The organism is Blautia sp. HCP28S3_G10, assembly GCF_052065235.1.
Classification (GTDB): Bacteria; Bacillota; Clostridia; order Lachnospirales; family Lachnospiraceae; genus Blautia_A.
Map to the genome: position 1 here is coordinate 19,647 of NZ_JBQHUL010000013.1, position 14,092 is coordinate 33,738.

The following is a 14,092-nucleotide window of genomic DNA, read 5'->3' on the forward strand; positions in this document are numbered from 1 at the left end:
ACATAAAAGAATTCATGGTATTATGAAGCATAAACATATTTGACCGTTGGGAGAATAAATATGGAAACAAACAGAGAAAAAGGCAAGCTTCAGCTTATTTTGGGATTTATGAAGCGTATGCAGGAGGATCATATAGGTGCATATGCTGCACAGTCCGCATATTTCCTGATCATGTCGTTTATTCCCTTTGTTCTTGTACTGACAGCCATAGTTCAGTACACACCTCTGACGTATAAGGTAGTCAGACAGGCGATTATTGGATTTGTTCCGGATAATCTGCAGGAATTTGTGCTTAAGATCATTGCAGAAGTATTTACAAAGAGCGCTGCTGTCCTTCCGATTTCCGGTGTTTTTGCATTGTGGTCCTCGGGTAAGGGTATGATGTCCCTGATAGCAGGGCTGAATACAATCTATCATGTAAAGGAAACACGAAACTGGCTGATTAACAGAATTTATTCAGTGCTGTATATGTTTTTGTTTGCGATAGCATTGATCATCAGTCTACTTATGCTGGTTATGGGAAACCGTATTCATTCGCTCCTTGTAGTGCGTATGCCTCTGCTGGGCAGGATGATGGGAAGAATATTAAATGCGAAGACTTTTCTGGTGTTTGTTGTGTTGTTTTTGGTATTTCTCGTGCTGTACAGATATCTTCCAAACAGAAAAGCATCTCTGAAAAGCCAGGTTCCGGGGGCGTTTATCATTGCAGTTGCATGGTCCCTGTTTTCCTATTTCTTTTCCCTGTACTTCACATTCTTCCCGAATTTCAGCAATATGTACGGAAGTCTGTCCGCACTTATCATGGTTATGCTGTGGCTCTATATATGTATGAATCTGCTGCTTTATGGAGCTGAGATCAATGCATATTTTGAAAATCAGTTCAGGCAGGCACAGATAACTGTGTGGCAGGCAATAAAAAAACAGCTTGACAGAATTTTTCCTCTGTGGCATCATAAGAAAAGATGAAAAGCTGTGAAGGCGTTTCAGGAAATTGTTTTCTTACAGAGAGAGGAGGCCATCGGCTGGAAGCTTCCTTAAGTTCAGACAGTTTCTCAGTTTCCCGCCGGAGCTTCGTTTCTGAAATTACAGTAGGAAGCGACGTCCATGCGCGTTAAGCATAACCAAGTGCCTGTATTTTTTTGTACAGGAAACAGGGTGGTACCGCGGGTATATTTCCGTCCCTTTTACAGGGACGGTTTTTTTATGTAATAGGAAATTACTCCGTAATGTTCCTATTACAAAAAAACGCTTCGCGAGGATGCGACCAGATGCATGAGGAATATGTCTGCTGAAGCAGACTGCATCTGGCGCGCAAAGCGTAGCAAGTCCCTCAAAGATTGAGGGATTCAGGGAGTTTGAAGCGGACTTGTCCGCTTTGTTTATGCATTAGTAACTGTTCATGTATTAATTAAACACAAGGAGAGACAAAATCATGGATATGAAGGAAAGACTTCAGGAACTGGCAGAAGCAGCCAGAAAAAGGATTGAAGAATCAGATGGTCCTGAAAGACTGAATGAAGTAAAAGTTGCCTATCTTGGTAAAAAAGGTGAACTGACAGCTATTTTAAAAAGTATGAAAGATGTTGCACCGGAAGAACGTCCGAAAGTTGGCCAGATGGTAAATGAAACCAGAGCAAAAATTGAAGCTCATCTGGAAGAAACCAGAAAGAAACTTGAGGAAGCTCTCAGAGAAGAAAAAATGAAAGCAGAAGTGATCGATGTTACACTTCCTGCAAAAAAATCAATGATCGGTCATCGTCATCCGAACAGTATTGCACTGGATGAAGTAGAAAGAATCTTTATTGGTATGGGATACGAAGTTGTAGAGGGACCGGAAGTAGAATATGCAGATTACAACTTTACAAAACTGAACATTCCGGAAGACCATCCAGCAAGAGACGAACAGGATACATTCTTTATCAACGATTCTATCCTTCTTCGTTCTCAGACTTCACCAGTACAGGCGCGTACCATGGAAAAAGGAAAACTGCCGATTCGTATGATCGCACCGGGACGTGTATTCCGTTCAGATGAAGTAGATGCAACACATTCCCCTTCTTTCCATCAGATCGAGGGCCTTGTTATTGACAAGAATATTACGTTTGCTGATCTTAAGGGAACTCTTGAAGAATTCGCAAAGGAACTATTCGGACCTGAAACAAAAACAAAATTCAGACCACATCATTTCCCGTTTACAGAGCCAAGTGCAGAAGTAGATGTATCCTGCTTCAAATGTGGCGGAAAAGGCTGCCGCTTCTGTAAAGGATCCGGCTGGATTGAAATCCTTGGCTGTGGAACTGTTCATCCAAATGTTCTCCGTATGTGTGGTATAGATCCGGAAGAATATACAGGATTTGCTTTTGGTGTGGGACTTGAGAGAATCGCCCTTCTGAAATACGAGATCGATGATATGCGACTCCTCTACGAAAATGATATCAGATTCCTTAAACAGTTTTAATCCGCATAAGAGAATGGAAGCACGAACGTAGTGAGTATTTACATTCTATGCGGATTTAACGACAGAATCTTTAAAATATGCCGTAAGGCAGATTGGCAGTTTCATAAGAAACTGGATTCTGGAGTTTAACTCTGGATTTCGGAGTTTAATGCCCGGGGTTTGATCTCAGATTGAAATAACAATGACTTTATCGAAAGGTGGTAATATATAATGAATACTTCAATGTCCTGGATTAAAATGTATGTGCCGGATCTTGATGTTACGGCTCAGGAATATACAGATGCGATGACTTTGTCAGGAACAAAAGTAGAAGGTTTTGAGAAACTGGACGCAGATCTTGACAAAATCGTCATTGGACAGATTGAAAAAATAGAAAGACATCCTGATGCAGACAAACTGATCATCTGCCAGGTGAATATAGGAAATGAGACAGTACAGATCGTTACTGGTGCTCCAAACGTAAAAGAAGGAGACAAAGTTCCGGTAGTTCTGGATGGCGGACGTGTAGCAGGCGGCCATGACGGAAAGAAAACTTCTGGTGGAATCAAAATCAAAAAAGGTAAACTCCGTGGAGTAGAATCCTGTGGTATGATGTGTTCCATCGAAGAACTGGGAAGCACAAGAGAAATGTATCCGGAAGCTCCGGAATACGGTATTTATATTTTCCCGGAAGATGCAGTAGTCGGAGAAAGTGCCATCAAAGCACTTGGCCTTGATGATGTCGTTTTTGAATATGAGATCACATCCAACCGTGTAGACTGCTATGGTGTCCTTGGAATTGCAAGAGAGGCAGCAGCTACTTTTGATAAGAAATTTGTACCGCCTGTAGTAAAAGAAACAGGTAATGATGAAAAAACTTCTGATTATGTCAGGGTAACTGTAGAAGATCCGGAACTCTGCCCGAGATATACAGCAAGAGTTGTAAAAAATGTCAAGATCGGACCTTCTCCGAAATGGATGCAGAGATGTCTGGCTTCCAATGGAATCCGCCCGATCAACAATCTGGTAGATATAACCAACTATGTAATGGAAGAATATGGACAGCCGATGCATGCCTATGATCTCGACACAATTGAGGGAAATGAAATTGTAGTGCGTCGTGCAAAAGACGGTGAAACATTTGTGACACTGGATGGACAGGAACGTACCATGGACAAAGATGTTCTGATGATCTGTGACGGCAAAAAAGCAGTAGGCATTGCAGGGATTATGGGCGGTGAAAACTCCATGATCACAGATAATGTAAAAACAGTACTGTTTGAGGCAGCATGCTTCAACGGAACAAACATCCGTCTCTCTTCTAAGAGAATCGGACTTCGTACAGATGCTTCCGGTAAATTCGAAAAAGGTCTTGATCCGAATAATGCAAAAGCAGCAATTGACCGTGCATGCCAGCTGATGGAAGAATTTGGCGCTGGTGAAGTTGTGGGCGGCATTGTGGATGTATGCAATGAAGTAAGAGAACCGTCAAGAGTCCCATTCGAGCCTGAACGCATCAACGGACTTCTGGGAACAGATCTTACAAAAGAAGAAATGATTGCATATCTTGCAAAAGTTGAACTTGCGTATGATCCGGAAACAAACGAGATCGTTGCACCTACTTTCCGTCAGGATATCCACTGCATGGCAGATGTTGCAGAGGAAGTTGCCAGATTTTATGGATATGACAAAATTCCTACAACTCTTCCAAATGGAGAAGCTACTACAGGAAGACTTCCATTCAAGCTCCGCATTGAGCAGATTGCAAGAGATATTGCTGAATACTGTGGATTCTCTGAAGGAATGAGCTATTCATTCGAGAGCCCGAAGGTATTTGACAAACTTCGTATTCCTGAAGACAGTAATCTTCGCAGGGTGATCACTATCAGCAATCCTCTCGGAGAAGACTACAGCATTATGCGTACAACAACATTAAATGGTATGCTTTCTTCTCTGGCAACAAACTATAACAGAAGAAACAAAGATGTTCGTCTTTATGAGATTGGTAAGGTTTATCTTCCGAAAGCTCTTCCGCTTACAGAACTTCCTGATGAGAGAGTACACTTCACACTGGGAATGTACGGCGCAGGTGATTTCTTTGATATGAAAGGTGTATGTGAAGAGTTCTTTGAAAAAGTCGGAATGAAGAAAAAACCTCATTATACACCGGACAGCAACAAATCTTACCTCCATCCTGGAAGACAGGCAAATATCGTATATGAAGGTAAAGTAGTGGGATATCTCGGAGAGGTACATCCGCTCGTTGCAGATAATTATGGAATCGGTGACAGAGCTTATGTTGCGGTGATCGATATCAGGGATATTCTTGAATTCTGCAGCTTTAATCATAAATTTACAGGAATTGCAAAATATCCGGCAGTTACCCGTGACCTGAGCATGGTAGTTCCGAAGAAAGTTTTGGCAGGACAGATTGAAGATGTACTGGTTCAGAGAGGTGGAAAAATCCTTGAGTCATATCAGCTCTTTGACATTTATGAAGGTGCACAGATCAAGGCAGGATACAAATCCATGGCGTATTCTGTTGTATTCCGTGATCATGATAAGACCCTGGAAGAAGCAGAAATCACAGCAGCAATGAAAAAGATCCTGAATGGCCTTACAGATCTGGGAATCGAGCTGAGAAGCTGATGAAAATTTATGTGGTTCGTCATGGAGAGACTAAATGGAATGTACTTCATAAGGTTCAGGGTGTGGTAGATATACCGCTGGCTGAGGCCGGAATTATCCTGGCACAGAAAACTGGTGAAGCATTAAAAAATGTACATTTTGATGTATGCTTTACAAGTCCTCTTCAGAGAGCAAGGCAGACAGCAGAACTGATACTCAGGGAACAAAAAGACAATGTTCCGGTGATTACAGATGACAGAATCCGGGAAATTAATTTCGGAGTGCTGGAAGGAATGGTATGCCGGGACAAAGATGGAAATTATCTGAATGAAGATATGAAAACTTTTTTTACAGATCCGCTTCATTTCAAACGTCCTGAGGACGGAGAAAATATTTCGGATGTCATTCAGAGGACCAGAGAGTTCTGGGAGGAAAAAATAAATGATCCTGCTTTACAGGATAAGACAGTACTTGTGGCTTCTCATGGGTGTGCTGTGAGGGCACTTCTTCAGAATATATACCAAGATCCAGAGAATTTCTGGCATGGCTGTATTCCGCCAAACTGCAGTGTTAACCTTATTGAAGTTACAGATGGCAGAGCCAGATTTCTGGAAGAAGACAAGGTATATGCATAAGCAGTAAAATAAAAGAGAGCAGCTTTTCGGACAGATCCCGGAAGGCTGCTTTTTGCATAAATGTTTTTTTTGTGAAAACAGGGTAAAGTAGGGAAAACAGCTTGTGACTGAAAAAATGGTATGATAATATAGAATGTAATGATAAGGAGGTCAATATGAAGAAAAAGGTTATGAATGTGCTGCTTTTTCTGATTGTTCTGGCAGCAGCCATAGGAATGACTGTCTATGTTGGACAGGGTGCAACAAGTGTTCTAATTTATAATTTTGCATTTCTTGGAATTATGGTTGTAGTCTATATTGCAGGACTTGCAGGCGGAATGTTCCGCATAAACCGTATTTCAGATGCACTTTCTGATGGAACACAGGAATTGAAACATTTACTGGAAACTCCGGGAAAAATGGAAGTATCCAGAATACCTTCACTGAACGGGATTTTTCATCACAGATATCTGGATGACAGAATGCAGTCATTTACAGATGCAGTCTCGAAAAGCCAGGAGGGAATTGTAGACATTGAAGAATATCTGAATGAGGAAGACCTGGATATTCATATACATAAAAAAATTCTCGAGATGGCACCGGATCTGTTTACAAGCCTTGGTATACTTGGTACATTTGTAGGTCTTGTATGGGGACTCAAGAACTTCGAACCTTCTAATTATGAGGCAATGACAAATTCTGTGGCTTCACTTGTAGATGGTATCAAAGTGGCATTTCTCACATCTATTTATGGTATTGCAATGTCACTGATCTACAGTTCGGGAATGAAGGCAGAGTATTCATCAATGACTGAAAGCCTTCAGGAGTTTCTTGAAACATTCCATGCATATGTAATGCCGAGCGCAGAAAGTGAATCCAGAAATCTTCTTGTATCCAGCCAGAAAAATCAGGAAGCTGCCATGACTCTTATGGCAGAAAAAGTTTCAGGACAGATGGTAGAGAGCTTCGAAAAAGTAATAACGCCTACTTTCCGGAAAATGAACGATTCCCTGGATATACTTGTCTCATCTGTGACAAAATGTCAGGAAGACGCAGTCAGAGAAATTCTTGATGCATTTCTGAAAGAAATGAATCTTTCTTTTGAAGCGCAGTTCAGAGATTTCGGCAAGGCACTGGCACAGCTGAAAGATGCCCAGACAGACAATACAAATTATACTACTAACCTTTACCAGGCAATGAGTAAACAGCTTGGCGATGCATATGTCGAACATGAGAAGAACATGCAGAAAATGCTGGAAGAGTCCACAAAAATGCAGAAGGATTACCTGTCTGCAGCAGGACGTATCCTTCAGGATAACCAGACGATCCAGAAACAGCAGCAGGCAGATTATCAGCATCTGGCAGATTATCTGAAAGAAGCAGAAACTTCTTCTGCGAAGTTCTGGGTTGCATGTAATCAGACCATGCAGAAATATGTTGAAGCTGCAGCTTCAGGAATGGAAAAAATCTCTGCTGCAGGTAAGAACAATGTGGAATTACTGAACGCCAGCCAGAAGGTTGTTGAGGAATTTGACAGGAAACTTCAGGAATTTGCCCAGTACCAGAAACTTTCCTATAAGACTATGGAACAGGTTCGCAGACTTCTTACTGATATTTCTGTTTCAGGAGCAGGAAACGATGTCCAGCTTACTTCAGGACAGCTTTCCAGACAGGAATCCCTGGATCAGATCCGTGATCTTGTAGAAGCACAGGGAGATCAGCAGGCGGCACTTCTGGAAGACATTTCCAGAAATATCCGTGAGCTGTCAAAAGGAGCACAGAAAGGCAAATTCGGCATATTCAGATAAAGGAGAGACAGATGCGCAGAAAGAAAAAATCAGAGGACAGCGGATTTAATGTCTGGCGTTCCTACTCTGATATGATGGCAGGCGTGCTGCTGCTTTTTGTTCTGATCATGTGTGTGACTCTTTTTCAGGCGCAGAAAAGCTATAACGAAAGCCTTAAAGAGCAGGAAGAAAAGATTGCTCTTCAGGAAGAATATAATCAGGAACTTCTGGATAAGCAGAATGCTCTTGACGAAAAAGACGGAACTATTCAGACACAGGATGAGAAGCTGAAAAGTCAGTCGCAGAAACTGGCTGATCAGGAAAAAAAGCTGTCAGAACTGGCTGCAAAGCTGAAAGAGCAGGAGAAAACTCTTAATGCCCAGCAGTCTGATCTGGACACAAAAACAGCCCAGCTGAAAGACCAGCAGGCTCAGATTGACCAGATCATCGGAGTAAAAGCTGATGTTATTGAAGCACTCAAAAATGAATTTTCCAATAATAATATAGATGTTAATATTGATGCCCAGACCGGAGCGCTGACACTTCAGTCGAATGTCCTTTTTAATTATGATGAAGCAGAACTCAGTGATGCCGGCAAACAGGCACTTGAACAGATCCTGCCTATTTACTGCAAGGTGCTTCTGCAGGAAGACTATATGAAATATCTTGCGGAGATCATCATTGACGGATATACAGATACAGATGGTGACTACAGTTATAATCTTCAGCTTTCCCAGCAGAGATCACTTGCTGTTGCACAGTATCTTCTGGACATTCAGGGGAATTTCCTCAGTTCAGACCAGTCGCAGAGCCTGGAGAATTATCTGACTGTTAACGGCCATTCTATGGCAAATCCTGTACTGGATGCAAATGGTAATGTGGACAAAGATGCTTCAAGGCGAGTTGAAATTAAATTCCGTCTGAAAGATGATGAGATGATCGATGAACTGAATAAAATCATGTCAGAATCCGGAGAATCAGCTGAATCAGAAGCATCTGATGCGACAGCCACAAATTCAGAATCCTGATTTTTCTCCAAAAACATCTTGCAATAGTGGATTTTCTATAGTATAATCAACAATGTTGTAAAAAAGATGGTCCTCTGTTACAGATCATGTATTAAGAACATCCAGTTAAGAATAGGAGAGAAAAAATGAACGACATTATCAAAAACATCGAAGCAGAACAGCTTAAAGCTGAAGTGCCGGAATTCCGCACAGGAGACACAGTAAGAGTACACGCACTGATCAAAGAAGGAAACCGTGAACGTGTTCAGATCTTTGAAGGAACAGTTCTTAAGAAACAGGGCGGAAGCACAAGAGAAACTTTCACAGTAAGAAAGAGCTCTAACGGTGTAGGCGTAGAAAAAACATGGCCACTTCATTCCCCACATGTAGTTAAAGTTGAAGTTATCCGTCATGGTAAAGTTCGCCGTGCTAAGCTGAACTACCTGAGAGATCGTGTAGGTAAAGCTGCTAAGGTTAAAGAGCGTGTAAGATAATTCGATAATTCGAAAATTTCAAATGGTTTAAAGCAGGGACAATAACGACAGCTATTGTCCCTCTTTTCCATTATGGGGTATACAGATATGGATATAAAAAACTGGAAAGAACATCCGAAAGTTCAGGAAGTCAGACAGAAGTTTGAAAATGAAAAAGTCCGCAGCTCCATGAAATGGGTGTTTGAAATAATCGTTACGCTTGTATTTGCTGCTTTGGCCGCTATTATGATGTTTCAGACAGTAACCATGCAGGAAAGTTCAATGGAACCTACAGTTTCTGTAGGAGACAGATTTTTTATAAATAAAGCAGTATATAAATTTTCTTCACCAAAACGGGGCGATGTGATTGTTTTCAGGACAAATGCAAGTGATGATGCTGCATTACACATCCGCAGGATCATAGGACTCCCGGGAGAAACTGTTCAGATTTCAGATGGCAGAATTCTTATAGATGGAGAAACTTACAAAGAAGGCAGAGATTTTCCGAATATCAGTAATGCAGGAATTGCATCAAGTCCGGTAACGCTGGAGTCAGGGGAATACTTTGTACTTGGAGACAACAGAAATAACAGTGAGGACAGCCGGTATGCAGACATAGGAATGGTCAAAAAACGCTATATTGTAGGTAAGATATGGTTTACCTGTTCTCCGTGGAAGAAGATTGGAGTTTGGAAAGGTTAGGTAATATATGAACGTACAGTGGTATCCGGGTCATATGACCAAAGCAAAAAGACAGATGCAGGAAGACCTGAAACTGATTGACCTGATTATTGAACTGGTAGATGCCAGAGTGCCTTTATCCAGCAGAAATCCGGATATTGATAAACTTGGACAGAACAAATCAAGACTGATTCTTCTGAATAAAGCAGATCTTGCAGATGATCGTCAGAATGAAGCATGGAAAGAATATTTTCAGAAACAGGGTATTTACGTTGTGAAGGTCGATTCCCGAAATGGTGCAGGAATGAAAACCATACAGAATGTGATTCAGGAAGCATGCAGAGAAAAGATCGAACGTGATCGTAAACGTGGAATCAAAAACCGTCCTATCCGTGCAATGGTAGCAGGAATTCCGAATGTTGGAAAATCCACATTTATTAATACTTTTGCAGGAAAAGCCTGTGCAAAAACCGGAAACCGTCCCGGCGTAACAAAGGGCAAACAGTGGATCAGACTGAACAAAAACGTGGAGCTTCTGGATACTCCGGGAATTCTCTGGCCGAAATTTGAAGATCAGCAGGTGGGGATGCGCCTTGCATTTGTAGGCTCCATCAAAGATGATATCCTTAACATGGAGGAGCTTGCGCTGGAGCTGATAAATTATCTCAGAGAAAACTATCCCGGAATGCTGAACGGACGTTATGGGATATCAGAAGAGGGGGCGGCAGTTGAAGTGCTGGGAGAACTTGCACGGGCAAGGGGCTGCCTGAAACGTGGTGAAGAGCTGGATTACACGAAAGCTTCAGGAGTCCTTTTTGATGATTTCAGAAGCGGTAAGATCGGAAGAATCACGCTTGAATGGGCAGAAGCCTGACTGAGAGAGGTTCAGGGAGAATAAATGAAAACAATAGGTGAGATTAAGACGGAATTTCTTAATACCGGGTATACAGGCTGGCAGGAGCTCTGTGATGTCTACAGAAGTGACGAAAGAGCAGGAGTTACGAAGCTTGTACAACAGTATGAAAAAAAGATCAAGAATCTGGAAAACGAAAAACTTCGTATGCACAAGATGATGGAATATGAGCATAAATATGAACATCTGGGATATCTCTGCGGCATAGATGAAGTAGGCAGAGGGCCGCTTGCAGGACCGGTAGTTGCCTGCGCAGTGATTCTTCCGCATGACCATCATATTCTTTATCTTAATGATTCGAAGAAACTGACTGCCCACAAAAGAGAAGAACTGTATGATGTGATCCTCAGGGAAGCTGTGGCTGTGGGTATCGGGATGGCAGGACCTGCAAGGATAGATGAAATAAATATTCTTCAGGCAACTTATGAGGCCATGCGCCAGGCTGTCAGCAAACTGAAAGTTATGCCGCAGCTTCTACTGAATGATGCTGTTACCATACCACAGATCACCATACCGCAGGTGCCGATCATTAAGGGTGACGCCAAGAGTGCATCTATTGCGGCGGCAAGCATAGTTGCAAAGGTGACAAGGGACCGTCTTATGGCAGAATACGATAAGACTATGCCGGAATATGGTTTTGCATCCAATAAGGGATATGGCTCAGCAGAACATATTGCGGCTCTTAAGAAATATGGTCCGTCCCCAATCCATCGTGCAAGTTTTATTACACATTTTGTGTGAGAGAAAATATACATAAGATACCTACACTGAAAACAGAAAAGAGAAGATTATATCAATAAGCGAAAAATAGGCAGCTGCCATGAAGAACAGGCGGCTGCCTTTCTGAAAAAACAGGGGCTTTATATTGTGGAAAGAAATTTCCGATGCAGAACAGGTGAAATTGATATTATTGCCAGAGATGGCGATTACCTGGTGTTTACAGAAGTCAAATATCGAAGGACAGGAGAGAGTGGCTGGGCTTCAGCTGCTGTTGACTGGCACAAACGGCAGAGAATAAGCAGAGCGGCACAGTTTTATCTGATCCGTCATGGATATGCGGATATCCCATGCAGATTTGATGTTGTGGCAATAGACGGAAACAGAATTCAATGGATCAGAAACGCTTTTGATTATACTGAATAATTAATTCAGAAGAAAAGAGGTAGAAGATGCAGAAAATAAAATGGGCACACAAAGATATGCCGGAAATGCATGTGAATAACAGGAACGGAGTTACTTATCTGACATATCCGGAACTTGAAAAACTGCCGGATTTTGTCCATTGTTTCAGTACAAGACTGGGAGGAGTCAGTGAAGGAATATATTCTTCCATGAACCTGAGCTTTACCAGGGGCGATGCTGAAGATGCTGTCAGGGAGAACTATCACCGGTTGGCCGATGCTGTGGGATTTGAGATGGAAAGTATTGTTACCTCAGATCAGACACATACTTCAAATGTGATAAGAGTAACAGAAGAAGACCGTGGAAACGGTATCACGAAGCCGAGACCATATACAGATGTAGATGGAATGATAACAGATGTTCCGGGGCTTGTCCTTGCCACATTTTATGCAGACTGTGTACCGTTGTATTTCGTGGATCCTGTACATAAGGCAATCGGGTTGTCACATTCCGGGTGGAGAGGGACAGCAGCCAGAATTGGAGAGGTTACCGTAAATAAAATGCGGGAATGCTTTGGTTCGGATCCGGAAGATATTTATGGCGCGATCGGGCCGTCTATCTGCCAGGACTGTTATGAAGTCAGCGAAGACGTGATTCTGGAATTTCAGAAAAGTTTTGACAGGAAAGACTGGGAGGCGCTTTTTTACAGAAAAGAAAATGGAAAATATCAGCTGAATCTCTGGGAAGCAAACAGAAAAATCATGCTGGAGGCCGATCTTAAGGAAGAACATATTTCCATGCCAAATATCTGCACCTGCTGCAATCCAGAATTTTTGTTTTCACACAGAGCATCAAAAGGAAAAAGAGGAAATCTTGGAGCATTTCTTTCAATAAAAAAATAAACACAAAAAACGGGAACCTGTCTGACAGTGACATGGTTCCCGTTTGCTGCAACTGTATTATTTGTTTACTTTTTTCATGAGTTCCATGATCTTTTCATTGCTGGAACGTACTTTTTCTACGGATACATCATGGTTGATGATATCAATAATACTTGCAAGATATTTGCTCATGTTTGCTTCAATGTAATATGGCTTTGTGAGAAGGTCTGGAATACGGTAATTCAGGTTTGTAGTGATAACCTTGTCGATCCAGCCTTTTTCGTAATATTCATCAAATTTGTCAAGACCATCTGTAAACAGTCCGTAAGTAGTACAGATAAATACACGTTTTGCGTGACGCTCTTTGATCTGTTTTGCAACATCCAGCATACTTTCTCCGGAAGAAATCATATCATCGATGATGACAACATCTTTGCCTTCTACAGAGTCGCCGAGGAATTCGTGAGCAACGATAGGGTTCTTGCCATTGACAACTGTAGAGTAATCACGACGTTTGTAGAACATACCCATATCTACACCAAGAATGTTGGAAAAATATACGGCTCTGGACATTGCGCCTTCGTCCGGGCTGATGATCATCAGATGATCGTTATCCAGTTTGAAATCTTTTACCTCTTTTACAAGTGCTTTCAGGAACTGATAAGTCGGGAAGAAGTTATCGAATCCATCAAGCGGGATAGCGTTCTGAACACGCGGGTCATGTGCATCAAAAGTAATGAAGTTGGATACACCCATATCTCTTAATTCCTGAAGCATCAATGCACAGTCGAGAGATTCTCTCTTGGTACGACGGTGCTGACGGCCTTCATAAAGGAACGGCATGATAACATTGATTCTGTGGGCTTTTCCTGTTGCGGCAGAAATGATACGCTTCAGATCCTGGTAGTGGTTGTCCGGAGACATATGGTTTTCGTGACCGCAGACCTTGTAAGTAAGACTGAAGTTAGTGATGTCTACCATGATAAAAAGATCAGTACCACGAACAGATTCTTTGATGTAACCTTTACCTTCACCGGTTCCGAAACGGATACATTCGCATTCTACAAGAAAAGACGGTTCACTGTAACCCTGTGGAATGGTGATTGGCTTTTTCTTTGCTACAAGTTCTCTACGGAATTTTACAAGTTTCTTGTCAACCTCCTTGGCAAGATCCTGACATCCGGCAAGTGCTGCAATACGGATAGGAGCAACTGGGGTTGATTTTTCAAGTAACTCTATATTTGGCATAATAATCCTCCTAGGTATAAGTTTTTCAAACTGAGTCCTACTACATTTATAACATTTGCCCTAAACATCGTCAAGGAATTTATTGATATTTACTTCGAATAAATGTATTCATTGTTGTACAAAAACTGAAACTGGTAAAAGTGATTAACATTATGGAGCAAGTTCTTTTTCATTGACAAACGCGCAGAAAAATGTAAAATACATAGAGTAAAAATGAAAAATATTTACACATGATTAAGGAGAACGACTGAAATGAAAGTGATGGAAGCTGAATTCGCAAAAGAATTATTCTGGATCATGA

The 14,092-nt window shown here is 41.7% G+C and carries 13 protein-coding genes and 1 other annotated feature; of the genes, 12 read left to right on the top strand and 1 reads right to left on the bottom strand.

Annotated features, from left to right (window positions below; translation table 11 throughout):
- The first annotated feature begins 60 nt into the window (after positions 1-60).
- The 12 genes from ACTNB8_RS07210 to pgeF all read left to right on the top strand — a co-directional run bounded on the left by ACTNB8_RS07210 (position 61) and on the right by pgeF (position 12,564).
- Complete coding sequence (locus ACTNB8_RS07210; RefSeq protein WP_441053532.1) at positions 61-966, top strand: YihY/virulence factor BrkB family protein; 906 nt, start codon at positions 61-63, stop codon at positions 964-966.
- Positions 964-1,186, top strand: a binding site (T-box leader). Its footprint overlaps the gene before it by 3 nt.
- A 252-nt stretch (positions 1,187-1,438) precedes the next feature.
- Positions 1,439-2,458 (top strand): phenylalanine--tRNA ligase subunit alpha, encoded by a 1,020-nt coding sequence (gene pheS / locus ACTNB8_RS07215; protein WP_296155543.1) that lies wholly within the window; start codon positions 1,439-1,441, stop codon positions 2,456-2,458.
- A 210-nt stretch (positions 2,459-2,668) separates the two neighbouring features.
- Positions 2,669-5,086 carry a phenylalanine--tRNA ligase subunit beta gene (pheT, locus tag ACTNB8_RS07220; protein ID WP_441053534.1) on the top strand — a complete coding sequence of 806 codons (2,418 nt, stop codon included), beginning with the start codon at positions 2,669-2,671 and terminating at the stop codon, positions 5,084-5,086.
- Positions 5,086-5,700, top strand: a complete 615-nt coding sequence (locus ACTNB8_RS07225; protein WP_441053536.1) for a histidine phosphatase family protein — start codon at positions 5,086-5,088, stop codon at positions 5,698-5,700. Before pheT ends, ACTNB8_RS07225 begins: the two co-directional genes overlap by 1 nt.
- 155 nt (positions 5,701-5,855) lie before the next feature.
- On the top strand, positions 5,856-7,487 hold the full coding sequence (locus ACTNB8_RS07230) for a MotA/TolQ/ExbB proton channel family protein (RefSeq protein WP_441053537.1): 1,632 nt from the start codon (positions 5,856-5,858) through the stop codon (positions 7,485-7,487).
- An 11-nt stretch (positions 7,488-7,498) separates the two neighbouring features.
- Positions 7,499-8,494, top strand: a complete 996-nt coding sequence (locus ACTNB8_RS07235) for an OmpA family protein (protein ID WP_441053539.1) — start codon at positions 7,499-7,501, stop codon at positions 8,492-8,494.
- 125 nt (positions 8,495-8,619) lie between these two features.
- Complete coding sequence (rplS, locus tag ACTNB8_RS07240; RefSeq protein ID WP_296155286.1) at positions 8,620-8,967, top strand: 50S ribosomal protein L19; 348 nt, start codon at positions 8,620-8,622, stop codon at positions 8,965-8,967.
- A gap of 87 nt (positions 8,968-9,054) precedes the next feature.
- On the top strand, positions 9,055-9,648 hold the full coding sequence (gene lepB / locus ACTNB8_RS07245) for a signal peptidase I (RefSeq protein ID WP_441053541.1): 594 nt from the start codon (positions 9,055-9,057) through the stop codon (positions 9,646-9,648).
- 7 nt (positions 9,649-9,655) lie between these two features.
- On the top strand, positions 9,656-10,501 hold the full coding sequence (gene ylqF, locus ACTNB8_RS07250) for a ribosome biogenesis GTPase YlqF (protein ID WP_296155285.1): 846 nt from the start codon (positions 9,656-9,658) through the stop codon (positions 10,499-10,501).
- 24 nt (positions 10,502-10,525) lie between these two features.
- Positions 10,526-11,281, top strand: a complete 756-nt coding sequence (locus ACTNB8_RS07255) for a ribonuclease HII (protein WP_441053542.1) — start codon at positions 10,526-10,528, stop codon at positions 11,279-11,281.
- A 51-nt stretch (positions 11,282-11,332) separates the two neighbouring features.
- Positions 11,333-11,683 (top strand): YraN family protein, encoded by a 351-nt coding sequence (locus tag ACTNB8_RS07260; RefSeq protein ID WP_296155538.1) that lies wholly within the window; start codon positions 11,333-11,335, stop codon positions 11,681-11,683.
- Positions 11,684-11,709: 26 nt separating this feature from the next.
- A complete protein-coding gene (gene pgeF, locus ACTNB8_RS07265; protein ID WP_441053544.1) occupies positions 11,710-12,564 on the top strand; it encodes a peptidoglycan editing factor PgeF in 855 nt (284 codons plus the stop codon).
- 57 nt (positions 12,565-12,621) lie between these two features.
- On the opposite strand, the gene ACTNB8_RS07270 is transcribed toward pgeF, so the two are convergent.
- On the bottom strand, positions 12,622-13,791 hold the full coding sequence (locus ACTNB8_RS07270) for a ribose-phosphate pyrophosphokinase (protein ID WP_441053546.1): 1,170 nt from the start codon (positions 13,789-13,791) through the stop codon (positions 12,622-12,624).
- Positions 13,792-14,092 lie beyond the last annotated feature (301 nt).

Bases quoted from the DNA above. Each gene is read 5' to 3' on its own strand.
- pgeF (WP_441053544.1), top strand. From the start codon at position 11,710: ATGCAGAAAATAAAATGGGCACACAAAGATATGCCGGAAATGCATGTG.
- ACTNB8_RS07210 (WP_441053532.1), top strand. From the start codon at position 61: ATGGAAACAAACAGAGAAAAAGGCAAGCTTCAGCTTATTTTGGGATTT.
- pheT (WP_441053534.1), top strand. From the start codon at position 2,669: ATGAATACTTCAATGTCCTGGATTAAAATGTATGTGCCGGATCTTGAT.
- ACTNB8_RS07235 (WP_441053539.1), top strand. From the start codon at position 7,499: ATGCGCAGAAAGAAAAAATCAGAGGACAGCGGATTTAATGTCTGGCGT.
- rplS (WP_296155286.1), top strand. From the start codon at position 8,620: ATGAACGACATTATCAAAAACATCGAAGCAGAACAGCTTAAAGCTGAA.
- ACTNB8_RS07270 (WP_441053546.1), bottom strand. From the start codon at position 13,791: ATGCCAAATATAGAGTTACTTGAAAAATCAACCCCAGTTGCTCCTATC.
- lepB (WP_441053541.1), top strand. From the start codon at position 9,055: ATGGATATAAAAAACTGGAAAGAACATCCGAAAGTTCAGGAAGTCAGA.
- ACTNB8_RS07225 (WP_441053536.1), top strand. From the start codon at position 5,086: ATGAAAATTTATGTGGTTCGTCATGGAGAGACTAAATGGAATGTACTT.
- ylqF (WP_296155285.1), top strand. From the start codon at position 9,656: ATGAACGTACAGTGGTATCCGGGTCATATGACCAAAGCAAAAAGACAG.
- ACTNB8_RS07255 (WP_441053542.1), top strand. From the start codon at position 10,526: ATGAAAACAATAGGTGAGATTAAGACGGAATTTCTTAATACCGGGTAT.
- pheS (WP_296155543.1), top strand. From the start codon at position 1,439: ATGAAGGAAAGACTTCAGGAACTGGCAGAAGCAGCCAGAAAAAGGATT.
- ACTNB8_RS07230 (WP_441053537.1), top strand. From the start codon at position 5,856: ATGAAGAAAAAGGTTATGAATGTGCTGCTTTTTCTGATTGTTCTGGCA.